This window comes from Lysinibacillus sp. RC79, assembly GCF_041262405.1.
In the GTDB taxonomy this organism is placed as follows: Bacteria; Bacillota; Bacilli; order Bacillales_A; family Planococcaceae; genus Lysinibacillus.
This window is the reverse complement of sequence record NZ_JBGCCD010000007.1, coordinates 76,817-90,941: the sequence shown is the minus strand read 5'-3', so window position 1 is coordinate 90,941 and position 14,125 is coordinate 76,817. Positions and strand designations below refer to the sequence as shown.

The window sequence follows — 14,125 nt, the reverse complement described above, 5'->3', positions numbered from 1 at the left end:
AATTTCAAAGCAAGCTCCCGTATTGTATATTTCAAAATTATCAGAAATGAGGCTCAACATGCAAGGGGGGAACATTTCTTTCAGTTATATAAAGATACATTTTACACGTTAGCTTTATTATTGGAGATGTCACACTTATTTGCCTTCTTTTAAAACCCAACCAAAATACACAATAACGATGGCAATCATTATATGGATAACTAGTGATATTCCTTCTCTCGGCCCTATTATCATTTCAGTAACTAGGGCTATAGTAGTAAATATATCTACTTATGTAAATTTATTCATCCTAGATGTTATTTTACTCATTATTCGTCGAGTAGTCGACCCTAAATTAATGGATCACCATACCGGTTGCGTGATGGGTTTACTCGCAGGACCTTAAATACCGTCAAATAATAAAAAAGGCCATCTTTGTGATTTTTTTACAAAGATGACCTTTTCGCTATTTAAATCGTCTATATAGATAGTAAGGCTTATTGAATACGACCGAAGCCTACTAAATATTGATTCCACCAATCAAGTGATTCAATGACAACACCTTTATTTTGAGCATCGATCATCGTGTTGTTCCCTAAGTAAATACCTACATGCGCTATGCCTGAACCATAGCTGAAGAATACTAGGTCACCTACACGTGCTTCACTTGCTGAAATACGTTGTGTTGCTAAATATTGTTGTGATGCTGTACGTGGTAAAGATACGCCTGATTGTTTGTAAGACCATTGTACAAGACCTGAACAGTCAAATCCTGTTGATGGGTTACTTCCGCCCCAAACATAGCTACGGCCTAGGAATTGCTTTGCAGTTGAAATAGCATCACCTGAAGATGCAGTGCCTGATCCTGAACCAATAACGATTTGTTGTGATTTTTCGTTGTTAGCTTTGCTACTGTTGTTAGCTTTGCTACTATTGTTAGCGTTGCTGTTGCTATTGTTGTTACTGTTACTATTGTTGTTTGTTGCTTGTACAACTGGAGTAGCTGCTTGAAGTGCACGTAAACGAGCTGCTTCTTCCTCTGCTGCTTTACGTTCTGCTTCTAAACGTTCTTCTTCTTGTTTCGTTGCAATTTGTGCCTTTAATGCAAGAGATTTCGCTTCATTTTCAGCTTTTTTTACTTCCATTTCGCTTTCCTTTTGTTGAAGCTCTTGGAATTGCTTTTGAAGCTCTTTTTGTTTTTCATCTAATGTTGTTTTTTGTTTCTCTAAGTTAGCCTTATCTGCTTCTTGTTGATCTACTAATTCTTGGTCAGCATCCATTAATGTTTTAACCGCTACGACACGGTCCATTAAATCTGCAAAGCTTTTTGATTCAAGAACAGCACTTAAATAAATACCCACAGTATTATCTTGAGCTTGGTATGCAGCCATACGATCACTTAAAATCGCTGAACGTTGCTCAATACGTTTTTTAGTATCTACAATATTTGCGTCAACTTCTTTAATATCTGCTTGTACATTGTTAAATACTTTTACTTTTTCATCGATCTCTTTTTGTAGTTTAGTTAATTCGTCTTGAAGCTTTTTAACCTCTGTATCTATTTTAGCTTTCTTATCAATCATTTGTTGAGATGTTTCTTCTGCGTGCACTATAGTTGGTTGAACTGTATTAAATAATAAGCCGCCAGCTAGTGCTAATGCTAGCACCATCGACTTACGCCATTTATTTCGCTTACCCACGTTATTCTTTCCCTTCACTAGTCAATTTCGCTCTTAGTATTTTAATGTAATCACTGGAACGATTTCTTTTATTTATTCTTATATTTTATTAGCCTTTTAAAGTTTAGCATTATTAGCATAACTTTTATACTATTTCACGTCTTTTTAATCGTTTAGTAAAACTCGAAACATTCTTGTAACATTCACGCAAATTCATATATATTCTACAAAATAACGTTTTGTTCTACATAACAACGTTTTCAACTGTTTTACCATTAGACCCACTATTTGTTTTGTAATGTTTTTGTAATATTTCTCGAGAACATTTATCAATTATGCCTCGACATAATTGCGTCCGGAATCGGCTTTAACTTCTTACAGTGGATGTTTGGACACCCGCTGTAAGAAGTTAAAATAAAAAAAGGGTAAGGGAGCAATTCCCCTACCTCAGTTTGTTGACAAAAGAATAGATATAAATAATGTGTTTCAATAAACAAAGATTGATTTTCACTCCGAGTTGGCGCTTCCTATTGCCTCATAGAACGTAGCGCTTGGATAGAAAGCCGTACTAAAAGAATGGCACATAAAAATAATCCTAAATATGCGGCTGTATTTAAGTAAACAGCGTACGTGTCACGAATAAATTGTGAGATTGCTAAAAGTGCTACAGAAATAATGCCAAAGGTAATACCTACGAGAAGTAAGACGAAACGGGAAAACAAATTTGTAATAAAACGAGCATTATCCTCATCCGAAAAAACATCGTGATGTAAGATAATTTTTCCGCTCTCCACCCGTTGAATGAGCTGGTCAACTCGTCTTGGCATTTTGCGCAATGTCGGAATAAGCATTGCTAATTCTTCTTGTAAACGTTCCTTTGTTGCCATCGGTTCTTTAAATGGCTTCAGGAATGTTGCGCGCATATATGCAGATGAAAAATCTTTCGCTTCCGTAAAAATATCAAAACTTGGGTCAATTACCCGTAATGTCCCCTCCAATGTTACTAATGAACGCAGCGCTAAACCTACTGCTGGATAGAAAGCAAGACCGAAATCACGAACAACCGTAAATAACGCATGTATTAATTCCTCTGTTGGAATTCGATCCACGTAAGAGATTTTCAAGAGAATTTGATCAATTGCTTGCTCTATCTTTGCACGATCTGCATGATCAGCATTTTCAACCAATAATGTTAAGCCGTCAAATAAAGTACTTGAATCATTTAGATGAATCCCCATTAAAATTAGCTTTAAGCCCTCTTGTTGTGTAGCTCCCAAACGGCCAACAGCCCCAAAATCAAGAAGGATCGGTGTGCCATCCATCTCATCAATATGAATATTCCCTGGATGTGGGTCTGCATGAAATATACCCGAAAAGAGAATCTGTTCAATGAAGGAGTATAAAACAGTCCGTGCAAACTGCCTACGATTATTTTTTAATTGATTAAATTCAGCCTCAGCATTTGCAACGCTTTTCCCCCGTACATATTCCATGACAATAATATTTTCATTACAATATTCTGTATAGATTTTAGGAATCCTCACCTTATAATCGCTTTTGGTAAGAGCCTTCGTCACCTGCAATGTATTTCGAGCCTCAATATCTAAATGAATTTCCTCGCGTAACCCATCGCCAAACCCTTTAGCAAGCTCTCGAAAACCAAGTGACTCAGCCCATGTAGACTTGTTTGAAAGCCAATTAGCAAATTCCTCCAAAATATCGAGATCGTCTCGCATGATTCCCTTCACTTCTGGACGTAGTAGCTTCACCACAACTTCATCAAAATTTTTCAATCGTGCCTTATGTACTTGTCCAATAGATGCTGCCGCAATAGGCTCCATTTGAAAGCTTTCAAATATTTCGTTCACAGGCTTCGGAAGTGAATCTTCTAAAATTTGTGTTACCTGCTCTGACGATAATGGCTTCACACTATGTTGTAACTTCTCTAACTCGTCAATAAAGATAGGCGAAAACAGTTCCTTACGAGTAGAAAGTACCTGACCAAATTTAATAAATATCCCACCACATTGCTCCAAAGTGACCCTTAAAGCAATGGCAAGCTCCTTTTCATTTTCTCGTTGTCTTGTGTATTTAATCGTTTGAACAACGCCATTTGTCACTGCTATTTTTAACACCTGACGCAAACGCTTTTGCTGTCGCCAGTAGCTACGAAGGCGCAATAATAAATTTTTTTTGCCATTCCGACGATCTCTAGCTGTAATACCACTTGGATCGAAAAGTTCAAAAACGAGATAGAGCAGCATCGAAATTAGTAGCATGCAGCCAATCCAAACAAGTGTACTGACCTCTGTCACTGTTTGCATCATTGGTTCGTTTAAAAAGTCTGTATGACGTAAATAGGTATACCAGTAAACAAAGGACGTTAGCGTCACACTAATAACTACAGAAAGAACCCTACGTATAAAATTAATGTTTGAACCAATTAGTCGACCACTTACAAAATAAATAAGCCCTGATACAACAATGATTTGGATTAAAAATTTCAAAAAAATCAACAGCGTCACCTCCGATGCTACTTCCTAATACTGCTAGTATAACAAATTACGTCCTTTACTTCTTTTAATGTATAGAAACAGAAGGCGTTATCACAGGACGTGATGGTTTTAGCCTTCGTTCCTCTATTGCTGATCCCCAAGGAGTCGCCCAGTCTCCACTCCAATCAACTTATATAATGTCATCCATAATTTTTTGTGATGAGCATAAAATCTGTAATAATTATTAAATATAGAAATCGAAGGATACCGTGCATATATACAGCCTCAGATGTAGATTTCCATCTTTAGATAAAAAAATACCTTTAGACAAAAATTATCTAAAGGTAAATCGAGATATATTATTGCCCCTTGAATTTACAAGGGATGGCCTCTCTTCATTTTAGTTAGTGGAAAGTACTTGCTCCCAATTTATTGTGCCATTTTTAACTTGTTCCCGTTTTTCTTTATTCATAATATCATTGGGACGTCCGCCTTTTGGCCAATCTTTATTATGATTTGCCCATTCAGGTCGATCCTGCGATAAAATAAAGGCTGCTAAATCAGCGGTATCTTGATCTGTCAAAGTACCAGCTGTACCGACTGGCATATTATGTTTAATGTAGCCGGCCATTTTCGACAGTCTCGCCATTCCCGCTCCATCATTGAATGAGTTTTCACCCCATAACGCCGGACCTGTATTAGCACCCGTGCCTGAGCCATCAACTGCGTGACAAGCGATACAAGACTGGGCATATACTTCCTCACCGTTCTTAACATCCGGTATAGGGATGTTCTTCATAGTACTTGTACCTACCCATTCACGCTCCGCCCCGATAGGTACACCTTCTGAAATATAGGCAAAGTACGAGACCATCGCTTCTAACTCTTTACTATTCATGTCAAATTTCTTTCCGTTCATACTGCGAACCATACAACCATTAATACGCTCCTCAATCGTTACAATATCACCTGAGCGTGCAATATATTGAGGATAATTCGCCATAACACCTACTAATGACGAAACTTGCTCATCGTAACCTGCTCCTGCATGACAGCTTGTGCAAGACAATTGATTCCCAACATATTCTTCTGCAGCAACATGTGTATTATCTACAAGCTCATAGCCATATAATATCGCTTCCTTCATAGGCCCATCTGGTACTTCTTCAATGCTTGGCGGCGCATAGACAACTGACTGAGCAGCTGCTGATGTTGGTATTTTTGTTTGTACAGCGGCTTCATTGCTTTCTCCTTTAGCATCCCCTAAAATTTTGTCGCTAATGACTGCCCCCACAAAAAGTGTACCTGCTAACAGTACTGTCCCCGCTACTCCTGCTACTATAGGTTTCATCTACAATACCCCCCTTTGTATAATCACCTATATTTTAGCAAAATAGCATATTTTTCGATGTGAATTTTCTCACACCTCGCGTAAATAGAATCATTTAGCGGATAAAATTATGAATTCTTTTGTTCTATAACACATTAAACGAGACTTAATACCTCTTGTAGTATGTACTATTTCCTAATATAAAAATGCCGAGCACAGCATTGCACCCGGCATTATAGCGTTCCCTTATAATTTACATTCACCATCAGCACAAATAGCTTCACCATCACCTATCATCTTTAATACCGGCTGAATACCCGCTATCTCTGCCGCTTGATGCAAAGTTCGTACAAAAACCTCATTCGGCTCTGCACCTTTAATACCGTAACGATTTTCAAAAACAAAGAACGGAACACTTTGCACACCTAATTGTTGGGCATCATATCGATCTCTGTCTAAAGCTTCACTGAAATCGTTTGATGCCAGAACACCCTTTGCTATTTCAACATCTAAGTCTAAATTTCCAATGACTTTTAACAAAAACCTATCATCGTTTAAGTCTTTTCCTTCCGTAAAATAACCCCTCATAAGCTCTTCCGTATAGACAGACTCTTTACCGAACTGCTTTGTCCATTTTGCCAATCGATGAGCTTTTTCAGTATGGGCTGTTTTCATTTCTTCAAAATTGTAATGCAAGCCAACCTCTTCAGCCCGCATGGCTATATCCTTAGTTATTTTCTTTACTTCTTCTATCGTGGAGTCAAACTTTGCAACCATACCCTCATATAAAGTTGGTGCATCTTTCTTAGGCGTTTCTGGACCAATTTGATATGCTTTGTAGTCAATTTCTACCTGCCCAGAATAACCTGCTAAATCAATGGCACGTTCCAATTCTCGTTTGCCAATATAGCAGAACGGACATGTGAAATCCGAAAAAACCTCAATTTTCATTTACTACCGCCTCCTACAATATATCCATCCAAATTTTAATAGCAGTTGCCAATATTAGCATCGCTAACATAGCTTGTAAAATTTTTGTATTTAATTTTTTCCCTGCTCTTGCACCTAGTGGAGCAGCTACTAGGCTAGCTATAATCATAATGAACGCAGGATAGTAATTAACTTGTCCCGTCATCAATTTTCCAATTGTCCCGCCTATTGAGGATATTAAGGTAATAGCAAGGCTTGTAGCGATTGTCATACGTGTTGGTATACTTAATACTACTAGCATTATAGGTACTAACAAGAAACCACCAGCTGCCCCAACAATCCCCGATCCAATACCAACAATAAACGCTAAAACAGCTGCTATCGGTTTATTAAACGTTACTTCGTCTAATGGTTTGTCGTCAATTTGCTTTTTAGGAATAAACATCATCACTGCAGCAATCAATGCCAATACACCATAAACGATGTTAACTCCCACTTCAGATAAAAATTTGGAGCCATAACTACCGATGAAGCTTCCTGCTAATACGGCACCACCCATATATATAATCAGTGATTTATTTAAATAACCGCCTTTTCGATACATCCATACCCCAGCAGCAGAGGCAAAAAACACTTCTACTGCACTAATACCCGATACCTCATGTGCCGAAAATGCAGCAAAACCAAGTAAAGGTGGGATATATAATAACATTGGATATTTTATAATTGCCCCGCCAATTCCTAGCATACCTGATACAAACGAACCGACAAAACCAATCAAAAATATTGTAATGATCCATGCTAAATCCATCTTTTTCCCTTCTTTCTGGCTACTTCACCTTAAGGACATTATCATTTCCACCAATATTAAATGAAAGGAGGGTTGCTCTAAACTTCAAATAGAAGAGACAACCCTCACCAGTTTTAAGCTTTCTGAATAAAGAATGTAATGACACCAGCGTCTTCAGATTTGTCTAAAATTGTATGACCGCCAGCTTTTGCCCAAGCAGGGATGTCCGCTAAAGCTCCCTTATCGGTTACTTGAACCTCTAAAATTTCCCCTGAAGTTAATGTATCAATAGCTTTTTTTGTTTTCACTATAGGCATTGGACAAGATAAACCCTTTGCATCTAGTTGTAAGTTTGATTTCATATTTTTCTCCTTTAGAACGGCAAAGGTTGTAAGCGATTTTGCCGGTTCTGTTTGTTTTTTCACGACTTTACGAAGGATGAGCGCCTTCGCTTCGCGGTATTTACATGCTATAACCATGCATGCGTACGCATTGCATTTCTATCTTATCAATTATGCCTCGGCATAATTGAGTCCGGAATCGGCTGAAAAGTGACTTTAAAACCGCATTCATCTCACCACCTATAGAGGTGGGGGGCTCCCGCTGAAAGAAGTTAAACGGACTATCGAACTGCACAACGATTCGGACCAATTTCCATCTCTGTTTGTTCATCCTGCGTTGGGGTAATCTTACCCATATTTACTCGACGAATTTCTTGATACGCATTTGGTTGTGGAGGCAAATGCTCTGTTACGACACTTCGGAATTCTGCTTCATCTTTAATATTTAAGCCGTGATTTTCGGCAAATAATTGCCCAAGATGTTTTGCTACAGTTCCATCTTCATTTAGTTCATCAATAATCATAAAATGAGCCGGTAAAACAATTAAATCATCCGATAATTCTCTGTATCGATTGTAAAGTGTTTCGCGCAAATCACCAACCCAATCTTCTGCAAGACCCGCTAAATCAGGGCGTCCAATTGAATCAATAAATAAAATATCTCCAGTTAATAAATACTTGTTGTCCACAACAAATGACGTTGAACCAATTGTATGACCAGGCGAATAAATCGCTCCTACGTCAATTTTAGAGGCGCCAATTTGTACAGTTGTTCCATCAAGTAAAGGTGTATAGTCAAACTCAACCTCTTCTGCATCTTTTGGTGGTAAATAATACGTCGCACCAGTAGTAGCCGCTATATGTCGTCCACCAGAAATATGATCAGCATGCAAATGAGTATCGAATACATGTTTAATTTTTACGTTTTTATCCTCTGCAAAGCTTGTGAATGCGTCAGTAAAACGCACAGCATCGATAATCGTTGCTTCACCCTCAGAGATGACCATATAAGAAAGGCAGCCCTTCCCTAAACGGACAAATTGATATAGCTCACCACCTCCTGTTAAATCTCCAACTTTAATCGGTTCTAAATATTCACTCCACGTTTTCATTCCACCTTCTAAATAAGCCACCGTACGTCCCGTTTCTGATAACATCTCAGCTACCATCAGCGATGATCCTTCTTTCGCACAAACAACTAACACATCCTTATCCGCTGGAATCTTCGGTATAATATCCTCGACGCCATCTAATAGCTCAAAATACGGAATATTAAAGTATTCAAATTTATGGCCATCAATTTTCCAATCTTCGAACGCATCCGCATTTCGAACATCTAAAATAAATAATTCTTCATTATTAATTACTTTTTTCGCTACCTGTGCTGCGCTCCATTTTAGAACCGACACTTCCATTACCCCCTAAGGTATTAATTTATTGGTTTTTTTAGCGGAAAGGACTGTCCTCTCCGCCGGTATAGCTGTTTAAATCAATTATATTAACTAGAATGTTAATGACGGTGCTGCATCTTTTGCAAACTCTAAGAACGTCACAGCTCCCCCAACCTCGATACCTTCAATAAAATCATCTGTCGTTAAACTCATTACATCCATAGTCATTTGACACGCGATAAATTTCACACCTAATTCTTGTGCCATCTCCACTAATTGCGGAATTGCTGGTACATTAGCTTTAGCAAACCCTTCTGCATAATGCTCCGCTCCCGCAGGCATAGGTAAAGCACGCATTCCTTGTTTATGAATTAAATTTAACCCTTCGAATGTAAAGAAGATGGCTACTTCTTTCTCTGTAGCCGCCGCTGCCGTTGCAATATTGAACACCTTATACGCATCGAAAAGACCACCGTTACTTGCAATTATCGCTACTTTATTAGACATAAATTAATTCCTCCTAAATGTTTTTAGTTATATCTTTCGTCCAGGATGTCATACCCGGAAGAACGTTAAATACCTTTGTAAAACCATGTGCCGCAAGCTTTTGAGCAGCTAAATCACTACGCTTCCCAGTTCGACAAACGACATATATCTCTTGCAATTTATCAAGCTCAGAAAGGCGAGCTTCTAGTTCCCCCATCGGAATAGACTTCGCTCCCTCGATGTGACCAAAAGCAAACTCCGCCTCCTCACGAACATCGAGAATAAGACCTTCTTTTCCCATAACCTCTTCTAACTCAATTGTCTGTTCAAATGTTCTCTCATCCATTGTGTCATCTGAGCATTTACGAATGTAATGTTTAAGCACACTCTCTTCTTCCACTGTCCCAATATATTGATGACCCACAGATTCAGCCCATGCAGCAATATCTGCCTTCGAACCCTTATCTGTTGCTGATACTTCTAAAATTTGACCATCTACTAAATCAGCCATCGCCTTTTTCGTTTTAACAATCGGCATAGGACAAGAAAGCCCCTTGGCATCTAGCTGAAAATCTGCCTTAATACTCATAATTCCCTCCTACATACCTATATGGGTATTATTTTTACTAAAAAAATATAGCAAGCGCTACAGGTTCCCCGCCTCTTCTTACTTTACTTCACCATCCCAAGCAAGCATGCCACCAACCATATTGGATACATCGAAGCCTTTGCTTTCTAAAAACTGAGTAGCACTACCACTTCGACCACCTGATCGACAGACCATAACATATGGTTCATTTTTATTTAGCTCATGCATACGAAATTCAAGTAAGCCAAGTGGGATATGAATAATGCCAGGTATGTGTCCTGCCTCCACTTCATCTACTTCGCGTACGTCGATTAAATTTATTGCCTGACCTTGCTCTAAAGCTTGTTGTACTTCTTTTGCTGAAATTTCCTTCATGCTATTTTCCTCCTAATACGCGCTCATGCCACCACGGACATTTGTAACACGCTCGAATCCTTGTTTTTTTAATTGCTTACATGCTTGACTACTACGCATTCCACTTTGACAAATGACCACTATCTCTTTATCTTTCGGTAATTTATCGAAGCTTGAACCAAGTGGAATATTTTTGAATTGCGGAATGTTACGACCTTTATATTCAGCTGATGTTCGAACATCCACGAATACTTTGTCTTTATCATTCAACATGTTTTTTAATTGTGCTGTCGAGATAGTTCGCACTCCTTTTGTCGGTTTCATGCGCCAAATTAAAAGTACAACTACAAAAGCAATAATAATCCACATTTCCAAAATAATTCGTCCTCCTATCCATACTGTTAAGGGTATATAAATAATTATCTACTTTTCACAACTAAATCCATTGCTTCTTGGATGGCCGTATTCACTTTTTCAGCATCCCCTTCAGCAGTCGTTACACATTCCAGTAAATTTTCACTAACGATTACTCCGATAGTCCGATCAACCGCAGAACGCACCGCAGATAGCTGTGTAATCACATCTTTACAGTTCTTTTCTTCTTCCATCATGCGTAAAACGCCACGCAATTGACCTTCTATTCGCTTCACACGATTAGCTGTTTTTGTACCGTAAGCCATACTATCACGCTCCCTTCCAAAACGATTGATTGAACTCACTTACGAGATTCATAATATACCCCATTAGGTATAATGTCAACATGAAAGTTCTAATTTTTTCTTATACATCGTTACAATGTTTTTTTCTCTTGTATCAACGTTTTATCCCGTCAATATCAGGTCATCATCCTTATCTTCTTTTCTTTCTTTTATAAAAAAAGCGAGAAATTCGATGATTTCATCATCGAATTTCTCGCTTAAATAGACTTTATAGCACATTGCTATGAAGGCTTATTTCTTTTTAACAGTAATTGTCCAAGCAGCTTCGCCAACTTGTTCATACTCCGTTACCTCGTGCCCTTCTTCAGCAGCCCAACGAGGAATGGATTCTGTACCTTGTGTACAATCAAATTGCACTTCTAATTCATCGCCTGAATTTAAGTCTTTTATAGCTTCTTTTGCTTCTACTAAAGGAAATGGACAAACCATCCCCATTACTTCTAATGTTCTTTTCATATGAAAACGCTCCTTTTTTACGCTGTTATTACTTGCGCAGCTTGCTTAGCTTTTTTACTTGGTCGAACGAATACAAAGTAAGATGCTGTCCATGTACCTAAAATCATAAACCCTAATGAAATCCAACCTTGCCAAGTCATCATCGCTGTCATCACCAATCCATTACCAATTGAGCAACCTCCTGCTAAACCTGCGCCGAATCCCATCAAAAGTCCACCGCAAAAGCTGTTAATCGCTGTTTTTGTATCTGGAATACGGAATCTAAATTCACCACTCATTTTTGCTGCGAATAATGATCCTAAGAAAATCCCTAGTACTAGGAAAACACCCCAGTTGATGAAGCTAATTTGTCCAGTCACCAAAAATTGCAAAATATTAGCAGAAGGTGTTGTAACGCCTAACCCACCTATGCGACCAGTAGCAACACTTAATGGCCATGCTAAAGTTGCAATCACGCCAATAATTGTTGCAGTTATAAATGGATGCCAACGTTTTTCAAATAAAATATGTGCTAATCCCGTTTTTTTCGGCTTTAACCCCGGGATTTTCAATCGTGGCTTCTTCAGCTCACGGTAAACGATATATGCTACAACTACTACAAAAATCGTTATAATCAACCAGTTGTTTACGCCAATCGTCTCGGCAATAGAATTACTTTCAATGCTCGTTTCTTTAATAGCCTTATCCAATGGCAACAGTACGCCTGATTTCACCATTGCTGCTACAAGCATATAACCAGCTAATGTAATCCAACTGCCAATTAAACCTTCCCCTGCGCGATACCAAGTCCCTGTTGCACAACCACCAGCGAAAATAATGCCCACTCCAAAAATAAATGAACCAACAATAACAGCTACGATTGGTAAAGAACCAGCACTGAATTCAAATACCTTTAAACTAATTAATGTATATACACCAACACTTTGAATTGCTATCGCAATAAGTAATGCGTAAAACATACGGTTATCTTTTGTCAAATACATATCGCGGAATCCGCCAGTCAAGCAAAAACGACCACGTTGCATAACAAATCCAAGTAAAGCTCCACAAATAAGTCCCGTAATAATCATTTGACCCATCTATCATTCCCCTTCCAATACCTTAGTATTCTTATTGGGTATATTACCACTAGTTTTACTAAGAATTCAATTACTTTTTTAATAACTATGAAAAATCTAATAATTTTTTCAAACCTATGCACACAAAAACCCCTGCTACAAGTGCAGAAAACTGCTTCTTATAACAAGGGTTCATCTATTTATTTATTTTGTTAATTGCATGGCCGGACCAAAGAATTCATAATGAATTTTTTCGTCTTTCACGCCCATCTCATGTAAATTTTCAACTTCTTTCTGCTAATAATTTTTTTGTAAAGGTTTCTTATAATGATCGTTTATCAATTTTTTTCGCAGTATGATTACCAAGGAATTGTACGCTATGCAAAAATAAAAGTTTGCCTAATTCCTAAGCCGATTTCAGGAAGTGCATCCCTCCATTTTGTATTTAACCTATAGAATTACAATGTTTTAAGGGTTAAAAATACTGTGATTTAGTTTTGTACTAATATGTTTATGAAATTCAGGTAATTCCTTTAACGGTTCTTTAAAAGTAATTAGCACTTTTTCTATACCAATGCTACTTAATTCTTGTAATTTAGCAATTACTTCATCATAACTACCGATTAACCCTGTACGAAAACCTTCATTATTAGCTACAAAATCACTTAACTGAGTGGCATTTTTCCACATCCCTAACGTTTCTTTGCGATTCTGGAACTGCAGGATTGCTTCTTCATCAGCATGGTCAATAATAGATTGGAATTCTTGGAACGCTTCTTCAGAAGTTTTACGGGCAATCACAAATGCATTAACAGCAAATTTTATCGTCCGACTCTTTCTTTTCGCAATCTCAGTTACATTTTCAATCTGTTTTTGCAACTCTACAATCGGCGCTCCGTTCATAAAATAAACATCACTGTGTGCGCCTGCCATAACTTGAGCGTCCTCTGAATTACCACCTTGATAAATTGGAGGATATGGCTTTTGAATTGATTTTGGTGTAAGCGTCGCATTTTTAATTGTATAGAAATCGCCCTCGTAGCTAAAGTTATCTTGTGACCAAAGACCTTTCAATACCTCTAAATACTCTGTTGAACGTCGATAGCGATCTTCGTGGTTGATCCACTCAATACCAAAGGTTTCTTGTTCTTTTTTAAACCAGCCACTCACTAAATTAATATGAAATCTCCCATTTGAAATGACGTCTATCGTTGAACCTATTTTGGCTAAAGTTGCTGGATGGATGAACCCAGGCAAAACAGCTGCTATAAAGTGAATATTTTTCGTTTCAGCAAATAACGCTGCTGCAATCGTTAGGGCATCCAGCTGTCCTTCTTCAGCACTACCATTACCACCAATATTCCCTATATATCGAATCGGAAATAAAACAGCATTTATATCTAACTTTTCAGCTAATTTTATCAATGTTTTATTGTACTCAAAGCCTCCTTCTGTATTTTGCTCTATCCTAGATCGTAAAAACCCACCCGCTAAATTTGAGCCCCAAATAACAAATTCCATTCAATGA

15 protein-coding genes are annotated in these 14,125 nt (G+C 38.0%); all 15 read right to left on the bottom strand.

Annotated features, from left to right (window positions below; translation table 11 throughout):
• Positions 1-476: 476 nt before the first annotated feature.
• The 15 genes from ABH968_RS09220 to ABH968_RS09150 all read right to left on the bottom strand — a co-directional run bounded on the left by ABH968_RS09220 (position 477) and on the right by ABH968_RS09150 (position 14,118).
• On the bottom strand, positions 477-1,697 hold the full coding sequence (locus ABH968_RS09220) for a C40 family peptidase (protein ID WP_370043764.1): 1,221 nt from the start codon (positions 1,695-1,697) through the stop codon (positions 477-479).
• 488 nt (positions 1,698-2,185) lie between these two features.
• Positions 2,186-4,174 carry an ABC1 kinase family protein gene (locus ABH968_RS09215; RefSeq protein WP_370043763.1) on the bottom strand — a complete coding sequence of 663 codons (1,989 nt, stop codon included), beginning with the start codon at positions 4,172-4,174 and terminating at the stop codon, positions 2,186-2,188.
• Between the two features lie 379 nt (positions 4,175-4,553).
• Complete coding sequence (locus tag ABH968_RS09210) at positions 4,554-5,504, bottom strand: c-type cytochrome (protein WP_370043762.1); 951 nt, start codon at positions 5,502-5,504, stop codon at positions 4,554-4,556.
• A gap of 225 nt (positions 5,505-5,729) precedes the next feature.
• The gene (locus tag ABH968_RS09205; RefSeq protein WP_370043761.1) at positions 5,730-6,434 is read right to left on the bottom strand and encodes a DsbA family oxidoreductase; all 705 of its coding nucleotides are present in this window, start codon (positions 6,432-6,434) and stop codon (positions 5,730-5,732) included.
• Between the two features lie 13 nt (positions 6,435-6,447).
• Complete coding sequence (locus ABH968_RS09200; RefSeq protein WP_370043760.1) at positions 6,448-7,224, bottom strand: sulfite exporter TauE/SafE family protein; 777 nt, start codon at positions 7,222-7,224, stop codon at positions 6,448-6,450.
• A 113-nt stretch (positions 7,225-7,337) separates the two neighbouring features.
• On the bottom strand, positions 7,338-7,565 hold the full coding sequence (locus ABH968_RS09195) for a sulfurtransferase TusA family protein (RefSeq protein ID WP_370043759.1): 228 nt from the start codon (positions 7,563-7,565) through the stop codon (positions 7,338-7,340).
• A 260-nt stretch (positions 7,566-7,825) separates the two neighbouring features.
• The gene (locus tag ABH968_RS09190; RefSeq protein WP_370043758.1) at positions 7,826-8,959 is read right to left on the bottom strand and encodes an MBL fold metallo-hydrolase; all 1,134 of its coding nucleotides are present in this window, start codon (positions 8,957-8,959) and stop codon (positions 7,826-7,828) included.
• A gap of 87 nt (positions 8,960-9,046) precedes the next feature.
• Positions 9,047-9,442: a DsrE/DsrF/DrsH-like family protein gene (locus ABH968_RS09185; RefSeq protein ID WP_370043757.1), complete on the bottom strand. Its 396-nt coding sequence runs from the start codon at positions 9,440-9,442 to the stop codon at positions 9,047-9,049.
• Between the two features lie 13 nt (positions 9,443-9,455).
• Positions 9,456-10,010 carry a sulfurtransferase TusA family protein gene (locus ABH968_RS09180; protein WP_370043756.1) on the bottom strand — a complete coding sequence of 185 codons (555 nt, stop codon included), beginning with the start codon at positions 10,008-10,010 and terminating at the stop codon, positions 9,456-9,458.
• 78 nt (positions 10,011-10,088) lie between these two features.
• Positions 10,089-10,385 (bottom strand): rhodanese-like domain-containing protein, encoded by a 297-nt coding sequence (locus ABH968_RS09175; protein WP_370043755.1) that lies wholly within the window; start codon positions 10,383-10,385, stop codon positions 10,089-10,091.
• A gap of 12 nt (positions 10,386-10,397) precedes the next feature.
• Positions 10,398-10,739, bottom strand: coding sequence for a rhodanese-like domain-containing protein (locus ABH968_RS09170; protein WP_370043754.1), 342 nt, complete (start codon positions 10,737-10,739; stop codon positions 10,398-10,400).
• A 44-nt stretch (positions 10,740-10,783) separates the two neighbouring features.
• Positions 10,784-11,044 carry a metal-sensitive transcriptional regulator gene (locus tag ABH968_RS09165; RefSeq protein ID WP_249074807.1) on the bottom strand — a complete coding sequence of 87 codons (261 nt, stop codon included), beginning with the start codon at positions 11,042-11,044 and terminating at the stop codon, positions 10,784-10,786.
• Between the two features lie 270 nt (positions 11,045-11,314).
• Positions 11,315-11,539: a sulfurtransferase TusA family protein gene (locus tag ABH968_RS09160; protein WP_370043753.1), complete on the bottom strand. Its 225-nt coding sequence runs from the start codon at positions 11,537-11,539 to the stop codon at positions 11,315-11,317.
• Between the two features lie 17 nt (positions 11,540-11,556).
• Positions 11,557-12,618, bottom strand: a complete 1,062-nt coding sequence (locus ABH968_RS09155) for a YeeE/YedE thiosulfate transporter family protein (protein WP_370043752.1) — start codon at positions 12,616-12,618, stop codon at positions 11,557-11,559.
• Between the two features lie 447 nt (positions 12,619-13,065).
• Positions 13,066-14,118: an LLM class flavin-dependent oxidoreductase gene (locus tag ABH968_RS09150; RefSeq protein ID WP_370043751.1), complete on the bottom strand. Its 1,053-nt coding sequence runs from the start codon at positions 14,116-14,118 to the stop codon at positions 13,066-13,068.
• Positions 14,119-14,125 lie beyond the last annotated feature (7 nt).

Bases quoted from the DNA above. Each gene is read 5' to 3' on its own strand.
- ABH968_RS09210 (WP_370043762.1), bottom strand. From the start codon at position 5,504: ATGAAACCTATAGTAGCAGGAGTAGCGGGGACAGTACTGTTAGCAGGT.
- ABH968_RS09205 (WP_370043761.1), bottom strand. From the start codon at position 6,434: ATGAAAATTGAGGTTTTTTCGGATTTCACATGTCCGTTCTGCTATATT.
- ABH968_RS09200 (WP_370043760.1), bottom strand. From the start codon at position 7,224: ATGGATTTAGCATGGATCATTACAATATTTTTGATTGGTTTTGTCGGT.
- ABH968_RS09195 (WP_370043759.1), bottom strand. From the start codon at position 7,565: ATGAAATCAAACTTACAACTAGATGCAAAGGGTTTATCTTGTCCAATG.
- ABH968_RS09190 (WP_370043758.1), bottom strand. From the start codon at position 8,959: ATGGAAGTGTCGGTTCTAAAATGGAGCGCAGCACAGGTAGCGAAAAAA.
- ABH968_RS09185 (WP_370043757.1), bottom strand. From the start codon at position 9,442: ATGTCTAATAAAGTAGCGATAATTGCAAGTAACGGTGGTCTTTTCGAT.
- ABH968_RS09180 (WP_370043756.1), bottom strand. From the start codon at position 10,010: ATGAGTATTAAGGCAGATTTTCAGCTAGATGCCAAGGGGCTTTCTTGT.
- ABH968_RS09175 (WP_370043755.1), bottom strand. From the start codon at position 10,385: ATGAAGGAAATTTCAGCAAAAGAAGTACAACAAGCTTTAGAGCAAGGT.
- ABH968_RS09165 (WP_249074807.1), bottom strand. From the start codon at position 11,044: ATGGCTTACGGTACAAAAACAGCTAATCGTGTGAAGCGAATAGAAGGT.
- ABH968_RS09160 (WP_370043753.1), bottom strand. From the start codon at position 11,539: ATGAAAAGAACATTAGAAGTAATGGGGATGGTTTGTCCATTTCCTTTA.
- ABH968_RS09155 (WP_370043752.1), bottom strand. From the start codon at position 12,618: ATGGGTCAAATGATTATTACGGGACTTATTTGTGGAGCTTTACTTGGA.
- ABH968_RS09150 (WP_370043751.1), bottom strand. From the start codon at position 14,118: ATGGAATTTGTTATTTGGGGCTCAAATTTAGCGGGTGGGTTTTTACGA.